Here is a 17,287-nt window from a genome sequence, read left to right as displayed (position 1 = left end):
GGGTCCGCGGTTCTGAGGCCGGGATGGATCCGCGTTCGCGGGCACGCTCCGGCTGGGGGTCCGAGCCGGGGGCCGGGCTCCGGAATCGAGATGGGATGGCAGGGTAGGCTAACCTAACTTGCGTGTTGGTCGACAGTCCTCCCGAACAGCGCGCGGAGACCGCCCCCGCGCCCCCGACCCGACGGGCGATACGGGCCTTTGGGCTCCTCCTGGCCGTAGCGATCCTGGCCCTCGTCGCGCTGATGAGTATCGCGATCGGAGCGAAGGGCCTGTCCGTCGGGCAGGTCTGGCACGGCTTGTTCGAGGACTCGGGGACGTATGGCGACGTCGTCGTGGCGGAGCGGCTGTCGCGGACCGTGCTCGGGCTGCTCGCCGGCGCCGCTCTCGGTCTGGCCGGAGCGGTTCTCCAGGCGCTCACGCGCAACCCGCTGGCCGATCCCGGACTGCTCGGGATCAACGCGGGCGCGTCCGCCGCGGTCGTCACGGCCGTCACGTTCCTCGGGATCACCTCGCTCAACGGCTACGTCTGGTTCGCGTTCTTCGGCGCGGCCGCGGTCGGGGCGCTGGTGTGGTTCCTCGGCGGCAGCCGGGGCGCGACGCCGGTGCGGCTCGCGCTCGCCGGTACGGCGATCAGCGCCGCGCTCTACGGCTACCTCCAGGCCGTGATGATCATGGACGACGCGGCGCTCGGCAAGATGCGCTTCTGGACGGTCGGTTCGCTGTCCGCGGCGAACGACTCGACCATCCGGCAGGTCCTGCCGTTCCTGCTGGTCGGCATGGTCCTGGCGCTGGCCCTGTCCCGGCCGCTCAACGCCATGGCCATGGGCGACGACACCGCCAAGGCGCTCGGCGCCAACCTGAACCGGACGCGGGCGCTGTCCATGCTGGCCGCGACCGTGCTGTGCGGGGCGGCGACCGCGGCCTGCGGGCCGATCGTGTTCGTCGGGCTGATGGTGCCGCACGTCGTGCGTTCCTTCACCGGGCCCGATCTTCGCTGGATCCTGCCGTACGCGGCGATCCTGTCGCCCGTGCTGCTGCTCGGCGCCGACGTCATCGGCCGGATCGTGGCCCGGCCGGCGGAACTCCAGGTGGGCATCGTCACCGCGATCCTCGGCGGACCGGTGTTCATCTATCTCGTACGACGGCGGAGGACGGCGCAGCTGTGAAGACCACCAACCGTGCTGTGAGGACGTCGGGCGGGCTCTCCGTACGCCTGGACGTGCGGGCCTTCACCGTCGTGCTCTCGTTGCTGGTCGCGGCGCTCACGGCGAGTGTCGTGCTCATCGGTACCGGCGACTTCCCGATCCCGGCCGCCGACGTGCTGCGGACGCTGTTCGGCGAGGGCAACGCCGGCCAGGAGTTCATCGTCAACGAACTGCGGCTGCCGCGCGTCCTGGTCGGGCTGTTGGTCGGCGCCTCGCTGGGACTCGGCGGCGCGCTGTTCCAGTCCATCTCCCGCAATCCGCTGGGTAGTCCGGACGTACTGGGCCTCGGTCAGGGGGCGACGGCCGGCGCGCTCACGGTGATCGTGCTGTTCTCCGGGAGCGCGAACCAGGTCGCCGCCGGGGCGCTGGTGGGCGGCCTTGTGACCGGCCTCGCCATCTACGTGCTCGCCTGGAAGCGGGGCGTGCACGGATACCGGCTGGTGCTGGTCGGTATCGGCGTCTCCGCGATCGTCACGGCGGTCAACGGCTATCTGCTCACCAAGTCAGACATCGTGGACGCGGCCCGCGCGGTCGTGTGGATGACCGGATCCCTCGACGGCCGTGACTGGGCCCAGGTCTGGCCGATGCTCGGGCTGTGCGCCGTGCTCGTGCCGCTCGTCCTGTGCAACGCGCGCGGGCTGCGGATGATGGAGATGGGCGACGACGTGTCGTACGCCCTCGGGGTGCGGGTGGAGCGCGTACGGCTGCTGCTGATGGTGGCGGCCGTGCTGTTGACCGCGTCCGCGACCGCCGCCGCCGGTCCCGTCAGCTTCGTGGCGCTCACCGCGCCGCAGCTGGCCCGGCGCCTGACCCGTTCGCCCGGCCCGAACCTGCTGGCCTCCCTGTGCATGGGCGCCGCCCTGCTGGTCATCGCCGACTGGCTCTCGCAGCGGGCGTTCGGCGCCGAGCAGTTGCCCGTGGGCGTGGTCACCGGCGTGCTCGGCGGTGTCTACCTGCTGTGGCTGCTGGTCACCGAACGCAAGGCGGGCCGGATATGAGCAAGAACCGAAGGAGCACCGTGAACCGTCTGTCCGCCGAGAACGTCACCCTCGCCTACGACCAGCGGGTGATCGCCGAGCAACTGTCGGTGGAGATACCCGACAACTCCTTCACAGTGATCGTCGGCCCCAACGCGTGCGGCAAGTCGACGCTCCTGCGGGCGCTGTCGCGGATGCTCAAGCCGAGTGAGGGCCGCGTGCTGCTCGACGGTCAGGTCATCCAGTCGATGCCCGCGAAGAAGGTCGCGCGGACCCTCGGTCTGCTGCCCCAGTCGTCCATCGCGCCGGACGGCATCACCGTCGGCGATCTGGTGGGCCGCGGCCGCTACCCGCACCAGGGCATCCTGCGCCAGTGGTCGACCGAGGACGAGCGGGTCGTCCAGGAGTCGATGCGGCAGACCGGCGTCGCCGAGCTGGCCGACCGCTACGTCGACGAGCTCTCGGGCGGTCAGCGCCAGCGCGTGTGGATCGCCATGGCCCTCGCCCAGCAGACGCCGCTGCTGCTGCTCGACGAGCCGACGACGTTCCTGGACATCCAGCACCAGATCGACGTCCTGAACCTGTGCGCGGAGCTGCACGAGGAGCAGGGGCGCACGCTCGTCGCCGTGCTGCACGACCTGAACCACGCCGCCCGCTACGCCACGCACCTCATCGCGCTGCGCGGGGGCCGGGTCGTCGCCGAGGGCGCGCCGAAGGACATCGTCACGGCCGACCTGGTCGAGGAGGTCTTCGGACTGTGCTGCCAGGTCATCGACGACCCGGAGACGGGCACGCCGCTGGTCGTGCCGGCGGCGCGGAAGGCACGCGTCGGGGCAGGGGCCGGGGCCGGGAAGGTGGCCGCTACAGAAGCTTCCTGAGCTGGAGCAGGTCTCGCACACCCGCGTGCAGTTTCACCCGGCCCGAGCCCCAGGCCCTGGCGAAGTTCAGCTCGCCGTCGACCAGCGCGACCAGGTCGTCACCGGTCATGGCGAGCCTGATCTCGGCCTTGCCGGGCGGCGGTCCCTGGACCGTGTCGCGCACCTCGATCCGCCCGCCCCGCATACGGCCGACGAAGGTGACGTCCAGGTCCGTGATGTGGCAGCTCACCGAACGGTCCAGGGCCGCGGCATCGCGGACATCCCCTTCAGCGCGCTGCATGGTGTCGGAGAGCTTGTCGAGTGCGCTGCGGCACTCCTCGATCGTGGCCATCGCGATCGACGGTACCGCAGCGGTTCGCGGTAGCGTCGGGGCATGGAAGACGCAGTTCCCGAAATGCCGGTGGTGGAGGAAGAGCCCGGGCTTGAGCCGGAACCCGAGCCCGAGCCGGAGCCCGAGGACGATCCCGCCGCCCCCGCCCCGCTGAACGTGCCCCGCACCCCCACGGGCAACGCCGACGTGGACGCGGCCCTGGACCGGCTCGGTGACGCGGACCACCTCGCCACGGACGGGCACGTCGAGGTGTACGAGGATGTACACCGGGGGCTGCGCGACGCGCTCACCGCGCTCGACGCCCGCCCGGGACCTCCGGCGCCCCCATCGACGTACCGACAGGGGAGCTGAACCGAACGTGGCAGGAGTCGCACGCCGCCGTCTCGACGCGGAGCTGGTCCGCCGGAAGCTCGCGCGCTCGCGTGAGCATGCCGGCCAGCTGATCGCCGCCGGGCGGGTCTCCGTCGGCAAGACCGTCGCGACCAAGCCCGCCACGCAGGTGGAGACCGCGGCCGCGATCGTCGTCGCGGCCGACGAGAACGATCCGGACTACGTGTCGCGCGGCGGCCACAAGCTCGCCGGCGCGCTGGCGGCGTTCATGCCGCAGGGCCTGGTCGTCGAGGGGCGCAGGGCGCTCGACGCGGGCGCGTCCACCGGCGGTTTCACCGATGTCCTGCTGCGGGCGGGTGCCGCCCACGTCGTCGCCGTGGACGTCGGATACGGACAACTCGCATGGTCTCTTCGGAACGATGAACGCGTCACCGTCAAGGACCGTACGAACGTACGCGAATTGACACTTGAAGAGATCGATGGGGAGCCTGTGGATCTTGTCGTGGGGGATCTGTCCTTCATCCCGCTCGGGCTGGTCCTGCCCGCCCTGGTGCGGTGCGTGAAGCCGGACGCGGACCTGGTGATGATGGTCAAGCCGCAGTTCGAGGTGGGGAAGGAGAGGCTGGGCAGCGGGGGAGTCGTACGCAGCCCCCAGCTGCGGGCCGAAGCGGTGACGGGGGTCGCCGGCAAGGCCTGGGGCCTGGGGCTCGGGGTGAAGGGCGTGACGGCCAGTCCGCTGCCCGGGCCGTCGGGGAATGTCGAATACTTTCTGTGGCTGCGGGCCGGGGCACCGGAACTGGACCCGGCCGATGTCGACCGTGCAGTTGCGGAGGGGCCGCGTTGACCGAGAACCGAGCTCGTACTGTTTTCCTGCTCGCCCACACGGGGCGGCCCGCCGCCGTGCGCAGTGCCGAGCTCGTGGTGAAGGGGCTGCTGCGTTCCGGTCTCGGCGTGCGTGTCCTGGAGGCCGAGGCGCGTGACCTGCCGCTGCCGGACGAGGTGGAGCTGGTCAAGGAGGCCACTCCGCAGTGCCTCGACGGGTGTGAGCTGCTCATCGTGCTGGGCGGTGACGGCACGCTGCTGCGCGGTGCCGAGTTCGCGCGGGCGTCGGGCGTGCCGATGCTCGGCGTCAACCTCGGGCGGGTCGGGTTCCTCGCGGAGGCCGAGCGCGACGACCTTGACAAGGTCGTCGACCGGGTGGTGAGCAAGGCGTACGAGGTCGAGGAGCGGATGACCGTCGACGTCGTGGTGCACCGCAACGGGGACATCGTGCACACGGACTGGGCGCTGAACGAGGCGGCCGTGCAGAAGGTGTCCGCCGAGCGGATGCTGGAGGTCGTCCTCGAGATCGACGGGCGGCCGGTGACGGGGTTCGGCTGTGACGGGATCGTGTGCGCGACGCCGACCGGGTCGACCGCGTATGCGTTCTCGGCGGGCGGGCCGGTGGTGTGGCCGGAGGTCGAGGCGCTGTTGATGGTGCCGATCAGCGCGCACGCGTTGTTCGCGAAGCCGTTGGTGACGTCGCCGGATTCTGTGTTGGCTGTGGAGGTTCTGCCACACATTCCTCCGGGGGTTCTGTGGTGTGACGGGCGGCGGACAGTGGAGTTGCCGCCCGGTGCGAGGGTGGAGGTGCGGCGAGGGGCTGTGCCGGTGCGGTTGGCTCGGCTGCATCACGCTTCGTTCACGGATCGGCTGGTGGCGAAGTTCGCGCTGCCTGTTTCCGGGTGGCGGGGGGCTCCTCACTAGCGGTTTGTGGGGGTGGTTTCGTTTCGCCGGCGGGTGCGGGTGGTTTGTGGTTGTTCGCGCAGTTCCCCGCGCCCCTATGGGGCGATCCACTCTCGTGGGTGACAAGACCGGGCCAGTCGCAATCCTTGGCTCGGACCTCGTAAGGTCGTGTCCGTGTTGGAGGAGATGCGGATACGGTCGCTCGGCGTGATCGACGACGCTGTCGTCGAGCTGTCGCCCGGGTTCACCGCGGTCACCGGTGAGACGGGTGCGGGCAAGACCATGGTGGTCACCAGCCTCGGGTTGCTGCTGGGCGGGCGCGCGGACCCGGCGCTCGTGCGGATCGGGGCCGGGAAGGCCGTCGTCGAGGGGCGGATCACCGTGTCCGAGGACGCCACGGCCGCCGTACGCGCCGAGGAGGCCGGGGCCGAGCTCGACGACGGGGCGCTGCTGATCAGCCGTACCGTTTCCGCCGAGGGGCGTTCGCGGGCGCACCTGGGCGGGCGCAGCGTGCCCGTCGGGGTGCTGGCCGAGCTCGCCGACGAACTGGTGGCCGTGCACGGGCAGACCGACCAGCAGGGGCTGCTCAAGCTGTCCCGGCAGCGGCAGGCGCTCGACCGGTACGCGGGCGACGCGGTCGCCGTGCCGCTGGCCAAGTACGGCGAGGCCTACAAGCGGCTGCGGGCCGTCTCCGCCGAGCTCGACGAGATCACCACACGCGCGCGTGAACGGGCCCAGGAGGCCGACATGCTGCGCTACGGGCTCGACGAGATCGCAACCGTCGAGCCCCGGGCCGGTGAGGACGTGGAGCTGGCCGAGGAGGCCGAGCGGCTCGGGCACGCCGAGGCGCTGGCGTCCGCCGCCGCGGTCGCGCACGCCGCGCTCGCGGGCAATCCGGAGGACCCCGAGGGCGTCGACGCCGGGACGCTCGTCGCGGGCGCGCAGCGGGCCCTGGACGCCGTACGGTCGCACGACCCGGCGCTGGCCGCGCTCGCCGACCGCATCGGGGAGATCGGGATCCTGCTGCGCGACGCGGCCGGGGACCTGGCCGGGTACGCCGATGATCTGGACGCCGACCCGCTGCGGCTGGCGGCCGTCGAGGAGCGGCGGGCAGCCCTGACCGGGCTGACCCGCAAGTACGGCGACGACATCTCCGCCGTGCTGGCCTGGGCCGAGCGGAGTGCCGCCAGGCTGACCGAACTCGACGGCGACGACGAGCGGATCGGGGAACTGACCGCCGAGCGGGACGCGCTGCGGGCCGAACTGGGCGGGCTCGCACAGGCGTTGACGGACGCGCGCACGGAGGCCGCCGACCGGTTCGCCGCGGCCGTGACCGCCGAGCTGGCCTCGCTCGCCATGCCGCACGCGCGCGTGTCCTTCGACATCCGGCAGACCGAGGACCCCGACGGCGTCGAGGTCGGCGGCCGTCCGGTCGCGTACGGGCCCGCGGGTGCCGACGAGGTCGAGCTGCTGCTGGCCCCGCACCCGGGTGCGCCGCCGCGGCCGATCGCCAAGGGGGCGTCCGGAGGTGAGCTGTCCCGGGTGATGCTGGCCGTGGAGGTCGTGTTCGCGGGGACGGATCCCGTGCCGACGTATCTCTTCGACGAGGTCGACGCCGGTGTCGGTGGCAAGGCGGCGGTCGAGATCGGCCGGCGGCTCGCGCGCCTGGCGAAGACCGCGCAGGTCGTGGTCGTGACCCATCTTCCGCAGGTCGCCGCCTTCGCCGACCGGCAGTTGCTGGTCGAGAAGACGAACGACGGATCGGTCACCCGTTCCGGTGTGACGGTGCTGGAGGGGGAGGAGCGGGTCCGGGAGCTGTCCCGGATGCTCGCCGGCCAGGAGGACTCGGAGACGGCCCGGGCGCACGCGGAGGAGCTGCTGGCGACGGCTCGGGCGGATCTGTAGCGGCGGGAGCGGTCGCGCAGCTGTCGCGGGATGCGCCGATCTTCACTCGTGTGGGTGACGCAGCCCGGCGCGTCCCCCCGATGCCGCGCCCCACTGTCGCGCCGCCGGGCTTCGGGGCGTTCCCGGAACCCGCAGATGTCCTGGCATCCTTGGCGGAGTACGCGTGGGAATCCTGCGCGGTGACCGCCCGACCCGAACCAGGAGCCCGGCCACGTGACCCACGTGAGCAGCCACTCACCGCATGGCCAGTCGCCGTTGCGCACCGTGCAGGTGCTGGGCGGAGGCAACGCGGCCAGCAGTGCGCATGTGCGCTCCCTGGCTGCGGGGCTCGTCGCGAGGGGTGTGAGAGTCACGGTCTGCGCCCCCTACGAGGCGGATCGCGCCTATGACTTCAGCGGTGTCGGGGCCGACCATGTGCATGTGCCGCGCAGCAGTGACCCGGTGTCGGTGGCGGCCCTGCGGGTGGCCTGCGCCGACGCCGACCTGGTGCACGCGCACGGGCTGCACGCCTCGTTCCGTACCGTGCTCGCTCTCAGCGGGCGGCGCGTGCGGACTCCGCTCGTCGTGACGTGGCACGACCGGGCGCATGCCGACGGGGCCCGCGCCCATCTGCTGCGGGTACTGGAGCGGCGGGTCGTGAAGGCGGCCACCGTGGTGCTGGGGACGACGTCGGTGCTCGTGGACCGGGCGCGGCGGACCGGCGCGCGGGACGCGCGGCTCGCGGCCGTCGCGCTGCCCGGCCCCCGCAGGCCCGTGGAGCCCGACGACCCCGACCGGCTGCGGCCCAAGGTGCGTGCCGAACTCGGCGCCATAGGACGGCCGTTGCTGATGGCCGTCGGCTCCCTGGAGCCGCACCGCGGGTACGACGTGCTGCTGGACGCCGCGCGCGCGTGGCGCCGGCTCGATCCCGTGCCCCTGGTCGTGATCGCGGGCGAGGGGCCGCTGCGCGGCGAGCTCCAGGAGCGGATCGAGGGCGAGGGGCTGCCCGTCCGGCTCATCGGGCGGCGCGACGACATCACCGACCTGCTCGCCGCCGCCGACCTCGCCCTGCTGCCGAGCCGGTGGGAGGACGCCCGCTCGGTCCTCGCCCAGGAGGCCCTCCATGCGCGCGTGCCGCTCGTCGCGACCGACGTCGGCGGCATCCCCGAACTCGTCGGCGACGCCGCCGAACTGGTCCCGTGCGGGGACGCGGAGGCGCTCGCCGACACCGCCGTACGCCTGCTCGGCGACCCCGAGCGCCGGGAGCTGCTGAAGACCAAGGGCGCCCGGCAGGCGGCGACCTGGCCGAGCGAGGACGAGACGGTCGCCCAAGTACTCAGCGTGTACGACGAGTTGACCCAGCCCCGGCCCCTCGCATAAACCCTCCGGGCCCTAGTAGGGCTTGGTCATCTTCGCTCGCGGATGGCGTGTCTGCCTGCCCGTCGGTGTCGTTGGGCTGGTGTGACACCTGAGGAGATGACCGGGGTCCGGGAGGACCTGGAGGCGTTCGCGGCGGAGTTGTTCGACGGGTTTTTCCGCGCGGATCAACGGCGGTGGGGGCAGGCGTATGTGCGCGGTCTGCTGCTGGACGGGCGGCGCAAGTCGGTGGAGCCGATGGCGGCCCGTCTCGGTGAGGACGGGAACCGGCAGGCGCTGGCGCATTTCATCACCTCCAGCCCGTGGAATGCGGCCCATGTACGGGCCCGGCTGGCCTGGCGGATGCACGAGGCGATCAGCCCGGAAGCACTGATCATCGACGACACCGGCTTCCTGAAGGACGGGGACGCCTCGGCATGTGTGGCCCGGCAGTACACCGGCACCGCGGGCAAGGTCACCAACTGCCAGGTGGGCGTCTCCGTGCACCTGGCCTGCGACCGTGCCTCCGCCGCGGTCAACTGGCGGCTGTTCCTGCCCGCCTCCTGGGATCCCGCCTCGCCGCAGGCCGATGCGGTCAAGGTCGCCCGCCGCACCCGCTGCGGCATCCCGGCCCAGGCGGGACATGTGGAGAAGTGGCAGCTGGCCCTGGACATGATCGACGAGACCCGGTCATGGGGTGTCGATGCCCCGCTGGTGGTCGCGGACGCCGGCTACGGCGATGCCGCCGCCTTCCGCCTCGGGCTGGAGGAACGAGATCTGCCCTACGCGGTCGGCATCTCCGGCCGCCACACCGCCCATCCGGCCAGGGCCCGGCCCGTCCAACCGGCCTGTGCGGGCACCGGCCGGCCGCCCAAGATGCAGTACCCCGAGCCCGCGCAGACCGTGAAGGACCTGCTCATCGCGGCCGGGAAGGCGGCCGCACGGCCGGTGTCCTGGCGGGAGGGCTCCCGCCCGGGCAAGGGCCGCAGCGGCTTCAAGCGCATGTACTCGCGGTTCGTCGCCCTCAGGGTCCGCCCCGCCGGACGCGGCATCCGCAAGGCCACCGGCGGTCCGGAACTGCCCGAACGCTGGCTGCTGGCCGAGTGGCCGGCCGGTGAGAGCGAGCCGGTGCAGTTCTGGCTGTCGAACCTGCCCTCCGGGATGCCGCTGGCGACGCTGGTGCGGCTGGCCAAGCTCCGCTGGCGCATCGAGCACGACTACCGCGAGATGAAACAGGCCCTGGGACTGGCCCATTTCGAGGGCCGCACCTGGACCGGTTGGCACCACCACGTCACTCTTGTCTCTGCCGCCCATGCCTTCTGCACCCTGCAACGACTGGCCCGAGACCCAAAAGATCCGGCGCGGGCCTGAGCCTCTACCAGGTCGTCCGTGAACTGCAGACACTCCTCGCCACCTGGACCGGCGCCTGCCCCACCTGCCACCGCGACATACCCACACCCATACGAACCTGACCAAGCCCTACTAGTGCTGGATTCCTCTTTCCGTGGGTATATGTGCTGGTGGCGGGGTGGTTCGGGTGCTCGGGGGCGGGTGCTGGACGGTGGTGTTACGGGCACGGCCAAGCCGTGATGAGGATGAGCGGGCAGTGGTGCGTCGGCTGTCGCGGGCCCGCAAGGCGCCGCGAGATGCGGTGATGCGGGCGCGGATGGTCGAGCTGAGCTGGGCCGGCTTGCGAGTTCCGGCGATCGCGGAGGAGCTGGACTGCGGCCAGAAGACGGTGCGGCGTTGGCTGCACCGCTTCAACCGCTCCGGGCTGGAGGGACTGGAGGATCTGGGCGGGCAGGGCCGCAAGCGGCGGATCACGGAGGCCGAGCGGTCCCGGATTATCGCCCTGGTCAAAGAGGTGCCGCCGGGGAGGCTGGAGGTGCAGCCCGGCGGGGACCTGTGGGCGGCCGACGAGTCGGGGCCGGCTGAGTGGACGCTGGACTCCCTGGCTGCTCAGGCCCGGCAGTTGGGCATCGAGGTCGGCCGCTCCCAGGTGCGCAGGATCCTGATCGCCGAGGGTGTGCGCTGGCGCCGCACCCGGTCCTGGACCCGTTCGAAGGACCCGGACTTCGCGGGAAAAGGACGCGGATCATCGGCCTCTACACCCAGCCGCCCGACGGCGCGACGGTCATCTGCGCCGACGAGCTGGGGCCGGTGATCCCGCGCACCTTCGCGCCCGCACCGGGCTGGTCACCGGACGGGCACCGCATCAAGTCCGAGCTCGACTACAGCCGCGGGCCGGAGAAGACCTGGGTCTACGGAGCCTTACGCGCGGGACGGCCAGCAGATCACCATGGCGGCTTCCTCCCGCAACAGCGTCTTCTACCAGCAGTTCCTGCAACTGGTCGAGGACGCCAACCCGACCGGTGAGATCTGGATCGTCACCGACAACCTGTCCTCTCACAACAGCCTGTCCACCCGGACCTGGCTGGAGGACCACCCCCGGATCCGCCACGCGTTCATCCCGGTCGGCGCGTGCTGGCTGAACCTGCAGGAAGGCTGGTGGCGGATCTTCCGCAAGACCGCCCTGGCCGGACGGTCCTTCGCCAACCCCGACGACATCGCCCAGGCCACAGCCGTGGCCACCGCCCAGCTCAACGCCCGAGCCCGCCCCTGGATCTGGGGGCGGCCGGCCCCGCCCACCCGCCAACTACGACGCCGATATGTGTACATCCAATGAGGAATCCAGCACTAGGGGACGTGCCTGCGGGCCCGCAGGGCCAGGCTCAGGGCCAGTACCGTCTGCGGATCGTCGAGGTCCGTGCCCAGCAGCTCCCCGATGCGCGCCAGGCGGTTGTACAGGGTCTGCCGGTTGAGGTGGAGCTCCCGGGCCGTCTCCGCCTTGCGTCCCGCGTGGGCGAGGTACGTCGTCAGGGTGGGCAGCAACGGCGGCCTGGAGCGCCGGTCGTGCTCCAGGAGCGGGCCGAGGGCCCGGTCGACGAAGGCGGCCAGGTCCGGGTGGTCGCGCAGCCGCCACAGCAGCAGGTCGATGTCCAGGCGCCGGGCGTCGTACCAGGGCCGGTCCGGCAGGCCCTGGGCCGCCGTGGCGGTCTCGGCCGCGTGCCGCAGGCCCGACGCCGCGGCCGTCCAGCCGCCGGCCACGCCCACGACCACCACGGGCGGCTGCCCGCCCGGCCGCAGCATCCCGGCTCGCTCCGCCCCGGCCCGCAGCGCCGCCGCGACCCGCTCCGCGACCGTCGCCCGCTCCGGCTCCGAGCGCAGCCCCAGCAGGACCAGCACCCGGCCCTCCACCGGCCGTACGCCGAGCAGCACCGGCACACCCACCGAGGCCAGTTCCTCGGACACCGCCCGGGCCAGCACCGCCCAGCCTCCCCCGGGGACAGGGCGTCCCCGAGCCGCATGACGACCGGCAGCAGCGGGCCGTCGCCCGGCCGGAAGCCCAGCACGCGCGCCTGCGCCGGAGCGTCCTCCGCCGTGACCCGGCCCTCGGCGAGGTCCGTGAGGAAGTCGCCGCGCCCGCGCGCCGCCAGCTCCTCCTCCTGCCGGGCCTGCATCAGCACCACGGCCAGGATGCCCGCGGCCCGCTCGGCCGCCATCCGGTGCACCGGCGCCAGCGGAGTCCGTACGGGGAGCAGGACGAGGCGCGCGCGGACGCCCCCGCTGCCCGGCCCGCCGCCCGGCACGTCCACCAGGACCGAGCCCGCGAGCGGAGGTTCGTCCTTGTGCTGGGCGCGCAGCCCCTCCCACACCTGGAGCGGGTCCGTGCCCTCGGGACCGGCCCCGGCGGCGTACAGCAACTGCCCGTCCGCCGTCTCCAGGAAGACGGGGTTGTCGCCGAAGTCGGCCAGGATGCCTAGGACTTGGGGCACTCCGCCGCCGCCCAGCAGGGCCTCCGTACACCGCCGGTGCACCTCCTCGGCCCGCTGGAGCAGTGCGTAGTGGCCGTTGACGATCTCGGTGTGGATCTCCTCCGTGACCGTGACGAACGGCACCTCGCGGTGCAGCTGGACAAGGGGCAGCCCGGCCGAACGGGCCGTGTCGACCAGGGCGGCGGGCAGCCGTGTGAAGCGCGGGCCGAGCTCCACGACCAGGGCGGCGATGCCGCGCTCGGCCAGCGTGCGCACGAACGCGCGCTGTTCGGCCGGGCGGGTGCCGAGGCCGTAGCCCGTCGTCAGCAGCAGCTCGCCGCCCTTGAGGAGCGAGGCGATGTGCGGCACCTCACCGGCGTGCACCCAGCGCACGGTCCGCCCGAGCCGGTCGGCGCCCGCCAGCACCTCGGGCAGCCCGCTGCGCAGACCCGGCAGCTCCAGCGCCCGCTGTACGGTGATCCCGGCGCCCCGGGTGTCGTAGCCGCTGTCCGTCCCGCTGTCCATGTGTCGGACGCTACCCGCGCGGGTGCCTCCCGGACATCTCCGGACGGGCATGGGGCGATCAAGCAGGGGATCGCATGCCGTCAAACACGGGAATACCGCGGAAACGACCGGGTACGGGCGCGGTCATGGACATGAGCGTGGTCGCGGTGGGGCGAGAGGACGACACTCCGTTCGAGGAGCCGTTGCGGGTCGGGGTGCTCGCCGACCGGCTCGGGTACCGGGAGGTGTGGGCGGGCGAGGGACCGACGTGGGACTCGTTCGTCCTGGCGACGGCGATCGCCGCGGCCACCGAGCGGGCGACGCTGACGGCCGGGCCGGTGCCGGTGTCGGTGCGCGACCCGCTCACCATCGTCCGGGGCGCCGCGTCCACCGCGGCCGTCACCGGCCGGCCGGTCGGCGTGGCCCTGGGCACGTCCAGCAAGCGGGTCGTCGAGGGCGTGCACGGCCGGCCGCGGACCCGGCCCGCCGCCGCGCTGAAGGAGTCGGCGGCGGCCGTGCGCGCACTGATGGGCAGCAGGCCGGGCGAGCCGATCGTGCCCGGCAGCGGCTTCCTGCGCCGGCTGCCGCCGCCCGGAGGCGAGCTCACCGTCGCGGCGTTCGGCGAGCGCGCGATCGCCACCGCGGTGGAGCACGCCGACCGGATGCTGCTCGACATCGTCTCCCCCGAGCAGGTCCGCGTGCTCCGGGCACGGATGCTCGCCGCCGCCGAGCGGGCCGGGCGTACGCCGCCCCGGCTGGCCGCCTGGCTGCCCGCCGCCGTGGACCCGGAGCCGGAGACGCTCACGCAGGTCCTGCGCAGCGTCGTCGGCTATCTCACCGTGCCGGGCTACAGCGACATGTTCGTCGACGCGGGGCTCGCCGCGGTCGTCGAACTGGCTGCCAAGGGAGCCGACCCGGACACCCTGCTGCGGGCCCTGCCACCCGAGGCCGCGGAGACGGTCGCCCTCGTCGGAGACGCCGACACCGTCCGCGCCCGCATCGACGCCTACGCCGAGGCCGGCCTCGACGAGATCGCCCTGGTCCCGGCCACGGCGGGCGACCCGGCGGGGGAGCGGACGCTCACGGCCCTCAGGGCGGTGTGACACCCCTGCGGGTTGCCGAGCGGCCCGGCCAGGCCCGGATCTGGGAGCCCCGGCTTGGATGCCTTGCGCTGGTGCGCCGGCTTGAGCGGGTCACCGCCCGAGGGCCCGGCGTTGACGGGGTGTGCCGCGCGCCGCAGGCGGGCTTGCGCCGTGTGTTGCCGGCTTGGACGCGGAAGGAGCCGCTGGGCCAGACGTACAGGAGACGCGGGGCGGTGGCAGCCGATACAAGAAGTCCCGGAAGCACACCGCGCCCGCCGTCTCCGCCCCGGCCGAGGTCAGGAGGCCGCAGACGTCAGGCCGCAGACGTCAGGTATGTGAGGTACACCCCTCCCTCGCAGTCGGGCATCTTCCGCAGGGTCCAGCGTCCCTTGACGGTCGGTGAGGAGAAGTTCGACTCTGCGTCGTCCTTCTCCACCTCGCCCTCGTTCAGGACGTATCCGGCCTTCGGGAGCTGCTTCTGCAGGAAGGTCAGGGCGGAGTCGAAGCCGTCCCGTACGACCGTGGCGACGATCAGCCGGTCGCCGGGGCGATGCTCCACCGAGGTGACGACCGCGCCGTGGGGCACCGGCAGGTCCGCCGGGAAGTCCTTGGGCAGCGGCAGTGAGGCGGCGGTGGGACAACCGCCGGGCGCAGCAGCCTCGGTCGGCGCCGTGGTGGCGGACGGCGTCGCGGCCAAGGGCCCGGCGTTCCTGACCGGCGTCGAGCATCCGGTGACGGCCACCAGGCCGAGAACGGCGCCGGCCAGTACGGCAACCGGGGGCAACGGCTTCACTTACTGGCCTCCTTTGGGCTTTTTGTGCTTGCCGGTGACCACGGCGTCGTACGCGCCGTACAGCGTGTTGCCGGAAGCCTGACGCGCGATGGTGGCCAGCGCGTCGTAGTTCTGCGCGCCGCCGGTGGCGCAGGCGCCGGTGCAGCCGTCGGCGTAGCCCACGAGCACCCTGCCCCGCGCGTCGATCGTGACGTCGTTGAAGTCCAGCAGGTTGCGGTCCTTGCCGCAGGTGGTGCCGCCGGTGCAGATCGACCCCTTCTGGACCGGGTCGGTGGGGGTGGCGTCGACCGTGACCCAGGACTGCCCGCCGTCGTAGGTGGTGGCCACGTACAGGTGCCAGACACCCGTGAAGTTGTCGGTGTCCTGGTAATTGCCGCCGGTGGTGGTGCCCAGGAAGGCGAAGGCGGCGCGGTTGTCGTCGCCCGCGGTCACCACGGGGAAGACGATGTTCTTGACGCCGAGGTCTGCGCCGACCTTCTGGTCGTACAGCCAGGTCTTCCCCTTGTCGTGGCTGACGGCGATACGCGCGGTGCCGTCGCTGTTCTGGTAGCCCATGTAGACGGTGCCGCCGGCGCCGACGCCCACGCTGGGGTCCGAGTCGCCGGGGGTGCTGAACGGGTTCTTGCGGACGGACCAGGTCTGGCCGTTGTCCTCGGAGACCGCCACGGCCTGGTTGCCGCCGCAGCCCTTGTTCGGCACGTACACGGTGCCGTCGGGCGCCACCTTGACGTGCCCGTGCAGCCCGCCGCAGTCCAGCAGGGAGTACATCGGAACGGCCGGTCCGTAGGTGAGACCGCCGTCCCGGCTGACCGCGCAGGAGGCGTCGGCGATGTCCTGGGAGCAGTAGTAGACGGCGTTCGGGTACGACGTGAGCGCACCGAGCCCGCCGGAGGCGAAGGGGCCGCCGCCGATGGTCTGGTGGTCCACGCCGGAGTCGATGCCCGAGCCGGCCGTCGGCGTCCAGGTCCCTCCGTCGTCGTCGGTGTAGCAGGTCAGCGCGGTCTTGCCGGCGAGCTGTGACTCGAAGGTGCGGTTGGTTCTCGGGTCGGTGAACAGGATCGGGTCGAGGCTGGTGAGGCTGCCCTGCGGACAGCCGTTGGCGGCGTTCGCGCTCTTGTCCTGCCAGGTGGCGGTGCCGGCGGCGTCGTAGGTGACCTTGAGCGTCGAGGTGTAGGCCTGGAACATCGTGGCGCCGGTGGACCGGTTGACGCCGATGGAGGGTTCACCGGCGTTGTGCGCATCCGCGATGCCGTCGGGGGCGTGGGAGTTCGCGTAGGCCGGCGGTGTCGCCGTGCTGGGCGGCGGGTCGACCGGGTTGGCGACCAGGCTCGCGGTGCCGGTGAAACTGTCCCCGAGCGGCGCGTACGGCGCCACCCGCACGGTGTAGGAGGCCGAGACAGCAGGCAGCAGGACCGTCTCGGGATCGCTCGAGGACGCCGAGGCGGCGATCTCCCTGCCGCCTGCGTCGAGGACGTAGAGGTCGAAGTCGGCCGCGGCGTTGGGCCATTTGACGTCGATCCGCAGGCTGTGGCCGGCGTCGTAGCCCGACGGGACACTGACCCGCAGGGCGAAGTCGTCACAGAGTTGCGGGTCACCGCAGGTGGGGTCTCCCGTGGTGCCGGTGACATTGGGTACGGCGAACGGGCCGGCGCTCCACGTGGTCGTGGGTGCGGTGTCGCTGACCGAGCCGGAGGCCGGGGTGGCGGCGTCGGCCGACACGGTCGACAGACTGCCGGCGGCCAGGGCCAGCAGACCGATGGCTATGCGTCCCCGCGACCATGGGCGGCGGTGGCCGCGAAGGCGGATTGCGAAAGGTAGAGCCACTTTTACCTCGTGGGTTCGTGAGTCGGACGAAGAGTGGCGGTGCCGTGGAACCTTCGTCCGCTCAACGGCGGCGACGGGCGCGTCCGTCGCGCGCAAGGGGATCTTTCCGCACTCTTTACGATGGCTGTGGATGGCCGGTGTACCGCTCCACCGCTCTCTGCTCCTTGGGGGTTGCCACTCCACCGTTCGCCTGGTCACGCCGAACTCCGACGCCTTGGCCGCATACCGCCACGACTACCGGGGCGCCGTCCGTGAGCAGCGGATAGTCCGGGATGTGCCGCCGCAGCCCGCCCTGCACCTCGGCCTTGATCAGAAACGGCCGAGCGACGATGTGCCGGACCCCAGGGGCGAAGTCCGCGAACAGCAGCCGCCCCGGCTCCCGCCGCGACTCGTAGATCACGTGGTCGCCCACCGTCGCCGACCAGTACGTCCCGGAGTAGTGCTTCCGGCCCTTGCACCAGCGGAACGTTCGCCCCACGGCTCCGCGGTCCGCAGGAGATCGAGTGAGACGGACGCCCACTCCGGATCGTCCTCCAGACCCTGGTCAGCTCGCCGCACGCTCAGCTGCGCCGGCCCGGCCAGA

Annotated in this window: 16 protein-coding genes and 1 pseudogene; 12 read left to right on the top strand and 5 right to left on the bottom strand. The window is 72.3% G+C overall.

All coding sequences use genetic code 11. The features are described 5' to 3' along the window. Nucleotides 1-122 precede the first annotated feature (122 nt). Genes V8690_RS08605 through V8690_RS08595 form a run of 3 tightly spaced genes read left to right on the top strand, consistent with a single transcriptional unit; the run spans nt 123 to nt 3,060 of the window. Complete coding sequence (locus tag V8690_RS08605; RefSeq protein ID WP_338777027.1) at nt 123-1,166, top strand: iron chelate uptake ABC transporter family permease subunit; 1,044 nt, start codon at nt 123-125, stop codon at nt 1,164-1,166. Continuing rightward, the gene (locus V8690_RS08600) at nt 1,163-2,203 is read left to right on the top strand and encodes an iron chelate uptake ABC transporter family permease subunit (protein WP_338777025.1); all 1,041 of its coding nucleotides are present in this window, start codon (nt 1,163-1,165) and stop codon (nt 2,201-2,203) included. The genes V8690_RS08605 and V8690_RS08600 overlap by 4 nt, the downstream gene beginning before the upstream one ends. Continuing rightward, nucleotides 2,200-3,060: an ABC transporter ATP-binding protein gene (locus V8690_RS08595; protein ID WP_338777023.1), complete on the top strand. Its 861-nt coding sequence runs from the start codon at nt 2,200-2,202 to the stop codon at nt 3,058-3,060. The genes V8690_RS08600 and V8690_RS08595 overlap by 4 nt, the downstream gene beginning before the upstream one ends. Here the strand turns inward: V8690_RS08595 and V8690_RS08590 are convergent. Continuing rightward, on the bottom strand, nt 3,044-3,391 hold the full coding sequence (locus V8690_RS08590) for an SCP2 sterol-binding domain-containing protein (protein WP_338777021.1): 348 nt from the start codon (nt 3,389-3,391) through the stop codon (nt 3,044-3,046). The two genes, V8690_RS08595 and V8690_RS08590, sit on opposite strands and share 17 nt — an antisense overlap. 42 nt (nt 3,392-3,433) lie before the next feature. Here V8690_RS08590 and V8690_RS08585 point away from each other — a divergent pair, with 42 nt between their 5' ends. From V8690_RS08585 to V8690_RS08550, 8 genes are all read left to right on the top strand, one after another. Beyond that, nucleotides 3,434-3,742, top strand: coding sequence for a hypothetical protein (locus tag V8690_RS08585; protein WP_338777020.1), 309 nt, complete (start codon nt 3,434-3,436; stop codon nt 3,740-3,742). A gap of 7 nt (nt 3,743-3,749) precedes the next feature. Then, nucleotides 3,750-4,565: a TlyA family RNA methyltransferase gene (locus V8690_RS08580; RefSeq protein ID WP_338777017.1), complete on the top strand. Its 816-nt coding sequence runs from the start codon at nt 3,750-3,752 to the stop codon at nt 4,563-4,565. Then, nucleotides 4,562-5,467: an NAD kinase gene (locus tag V8690_RS08575; protein WP_020275056.1), complete on the top strand. Its 906-nt coding sequence runs from the start codon at nt 4,562-4,564 to the stop codon at nt 5,465-5,467. Before V8690_RS08580 ends, V8690_RS08575 begins: the two co-directional genes overlap by 4 nt. A gap of 165 nt (nt 5,468-5,632) precedes the next feature. Then, nucleotides 5,633-7,351: a DNA repair protein RecN gene (recN, locus tag V8690_RS08570; protein ID WP_338785289.1), complete on the top strand. Its 1,719-nt coding sequence runs from the start codon at nt 5,633-5,635 to the stop codon at nt 7,349-7,351. A 213-nt stretch (nt 7,352-7,564) separates the two neighbouring features. Then, nucleotides 7,565-8,710, top strand: a complete 1,146-nt coding sequence (locus tag V8690_RS08565) for a glycosyltransferase family 4 protein (RefSeq protein ID WP_338777008.1) — start codon at nt 7,565-7,567, stop codon at nt 8,708-8,710. A 96-nt stretch (nt 8,711-8,806) separates the two neighbouring features. After that, the gene (locus tag V8690_RS08560) at nt 8,807-10,057 is read left to right on the top strand and encodes an IS701 family transposase (protein WP_338777007.1); all 1,251 of its coding nucleotides are present in this window, start codon (nt 8,807-8,809) and stop codon (nt 10,055-10,057) included. 235 nt (nt 10,058-10,292) lie between these two features. Beyond that, a complete protein-coding gene (locus tag V8690_RS08555) occupies nt 10,293-10,850 on the top strand; it encodes a helix-turn-helix domain-containing protein (protein ID WP_338775318.1) in 558 nt (185 codons plus the stop codon). Between the two features lie 135 nt (nt 10,851-10,985). Further along, the gene (locus tag V8690_RS08550) at nt 10,986-11,372 is read left to right on the top strand and encodes a transposase (protein WP_338777006.1); all 387 of its coding nucleotides are present in this window, start codon (nt 10,986-10,988) and stop codon (nt 11,370-11,372) included. Between the two features lie 11 nt (nt 11,373-11,383). Here the strand turns inward: V8690_RS08550 and V8690_RS08545 are convergent. Further along, nucleotides 11,384-13,026, bottom strand: a pseudogene (locus tag V8690_RS08545) (PucR family transcriptional regulator ligand-binding domain-containing protein). Nucleotides 13,027-13,151: 125 nt separating this feature from the next. Here V8690_RS08545 and V8690_RS08540 point away from each other — a divergent pair. Then, entirely contained in the window at nt 13,152-14,108 is a 957-nt protein-coding gene (locus V8690_RS08540) for an LLM class F420-dependent oxidoreductase (protein ID WP_338777005.1), read from the top strand. 292 nt (nt 14,109-14,400) lie between these two features. Here V8690_RS08540 and V8690_RS08535 read toward each other — a convergent pair whose 3' ends face one another. The 3 genes from V8690_RS08535 to V8690_RS08525 all read right to left on the bottom strand — a co-directional run bounded on the left by V8690_RS08535 (nt 14,401) and on the right by V8690_RS08525 (nt 17,182). Next, on the bottom strand, nt 14,401-14,880 hold the full coding sequence (locus V8690_RS08535) for a hypothetical protein (protein ID WP_338777004.1): 480 nt from the start codon (nt 14,878-14,880) through the stop codon (nt 14,401-14,403). Continuing rightward, on the bottom strand, nt 14,881-16,599 hold the full coding sequence (locus V8690_RS08530; protein WP_338777003.1) for a sialidase family protein: 1,719 nt from the start codon (nt 16,597-16,599) through the stop codon (nt 14,881-14,883). Nucleotides 16,600-16,819: 220 nt separating this feature from the next. Continuing rightward, entirely contained in the window at nt 16,820-17,182 is a 363-nt protein-coding gene (locus tag V8690_RS08525; RefSeq protein WP_338777001.1) for a hypothetical protein, read from the bottom strand. Nucleotides 17,183-17,287: the final 105 nt, after the last annotated feature.

It is taken from the genome of Streptomyces sp. DG1A-41, from assembly GCF_037055355.1.
In the GTDB taxonomy this organism is placed as follows: Bacteria; Actinomycetota; Actinomycetes; order Streptomycetales; family Streptomycetaceae; genus Streptomyces.
This window is presented reverse-complemented; position numbering and strand designations above follow the sequence as displayed.

What these genes read in the sequence shown, in the direction of transcription:
- V8690_RS08540 (WP_338777005.1), top strand. Translation starts at nt 13,152, where the DNA reads ATGGACATGAGCGTGGTCGCGGTGGGGCGAGAGGACGACACTCCGTTC.
- V8690_RS08595 (WP_338777023.1), top strand. Translation starts at nt 2,200, where the DNA reads ATGAGCAAGAACCGAAGGAGCACCGTGAACCGTCTGTCCGCCGAGAAC.
- recN (WP_338785289.1), top strand. Translation starts at nt 5,633, where the DNA reads ATGCGGATACGGTCGCTCGGCGTGATCGACGACGCTGTCGTCGAGCTG.
- V8690_RS08590 (WP_338777021.1), bottom strand. Translation starts at nt 3,391, where the DNA reads ATGGCCACGATCGAGGAGTGCCGCAGCGCACTCGACAAGCTCTCCGAC.
- V8690_RS08585 (WP_338777020.1), top strand. Translation starts at nt 3,434, where the DNA reads ATGGAAGACGCAGTTCCCGAAATGCCGGTGGTGGAGGAAGAGCCCGGG.
- V8690_RS08550 (WP_338777006.1), top strand. Translation starts at nt 10,986, where the DNA reads ATGGCGGCTTCCTCCCGCAACAGCGTCTTCTACCAGCAGTTCCTGCAA.
- V8690_RS08560 (WP_338777007.1), top strand. Translation starts at nt 8,807, where the DNA reads ATGACCGGGGTCCGGGAGGACCTGGAGGCGTTCGCGGCGGAGTTGTTC.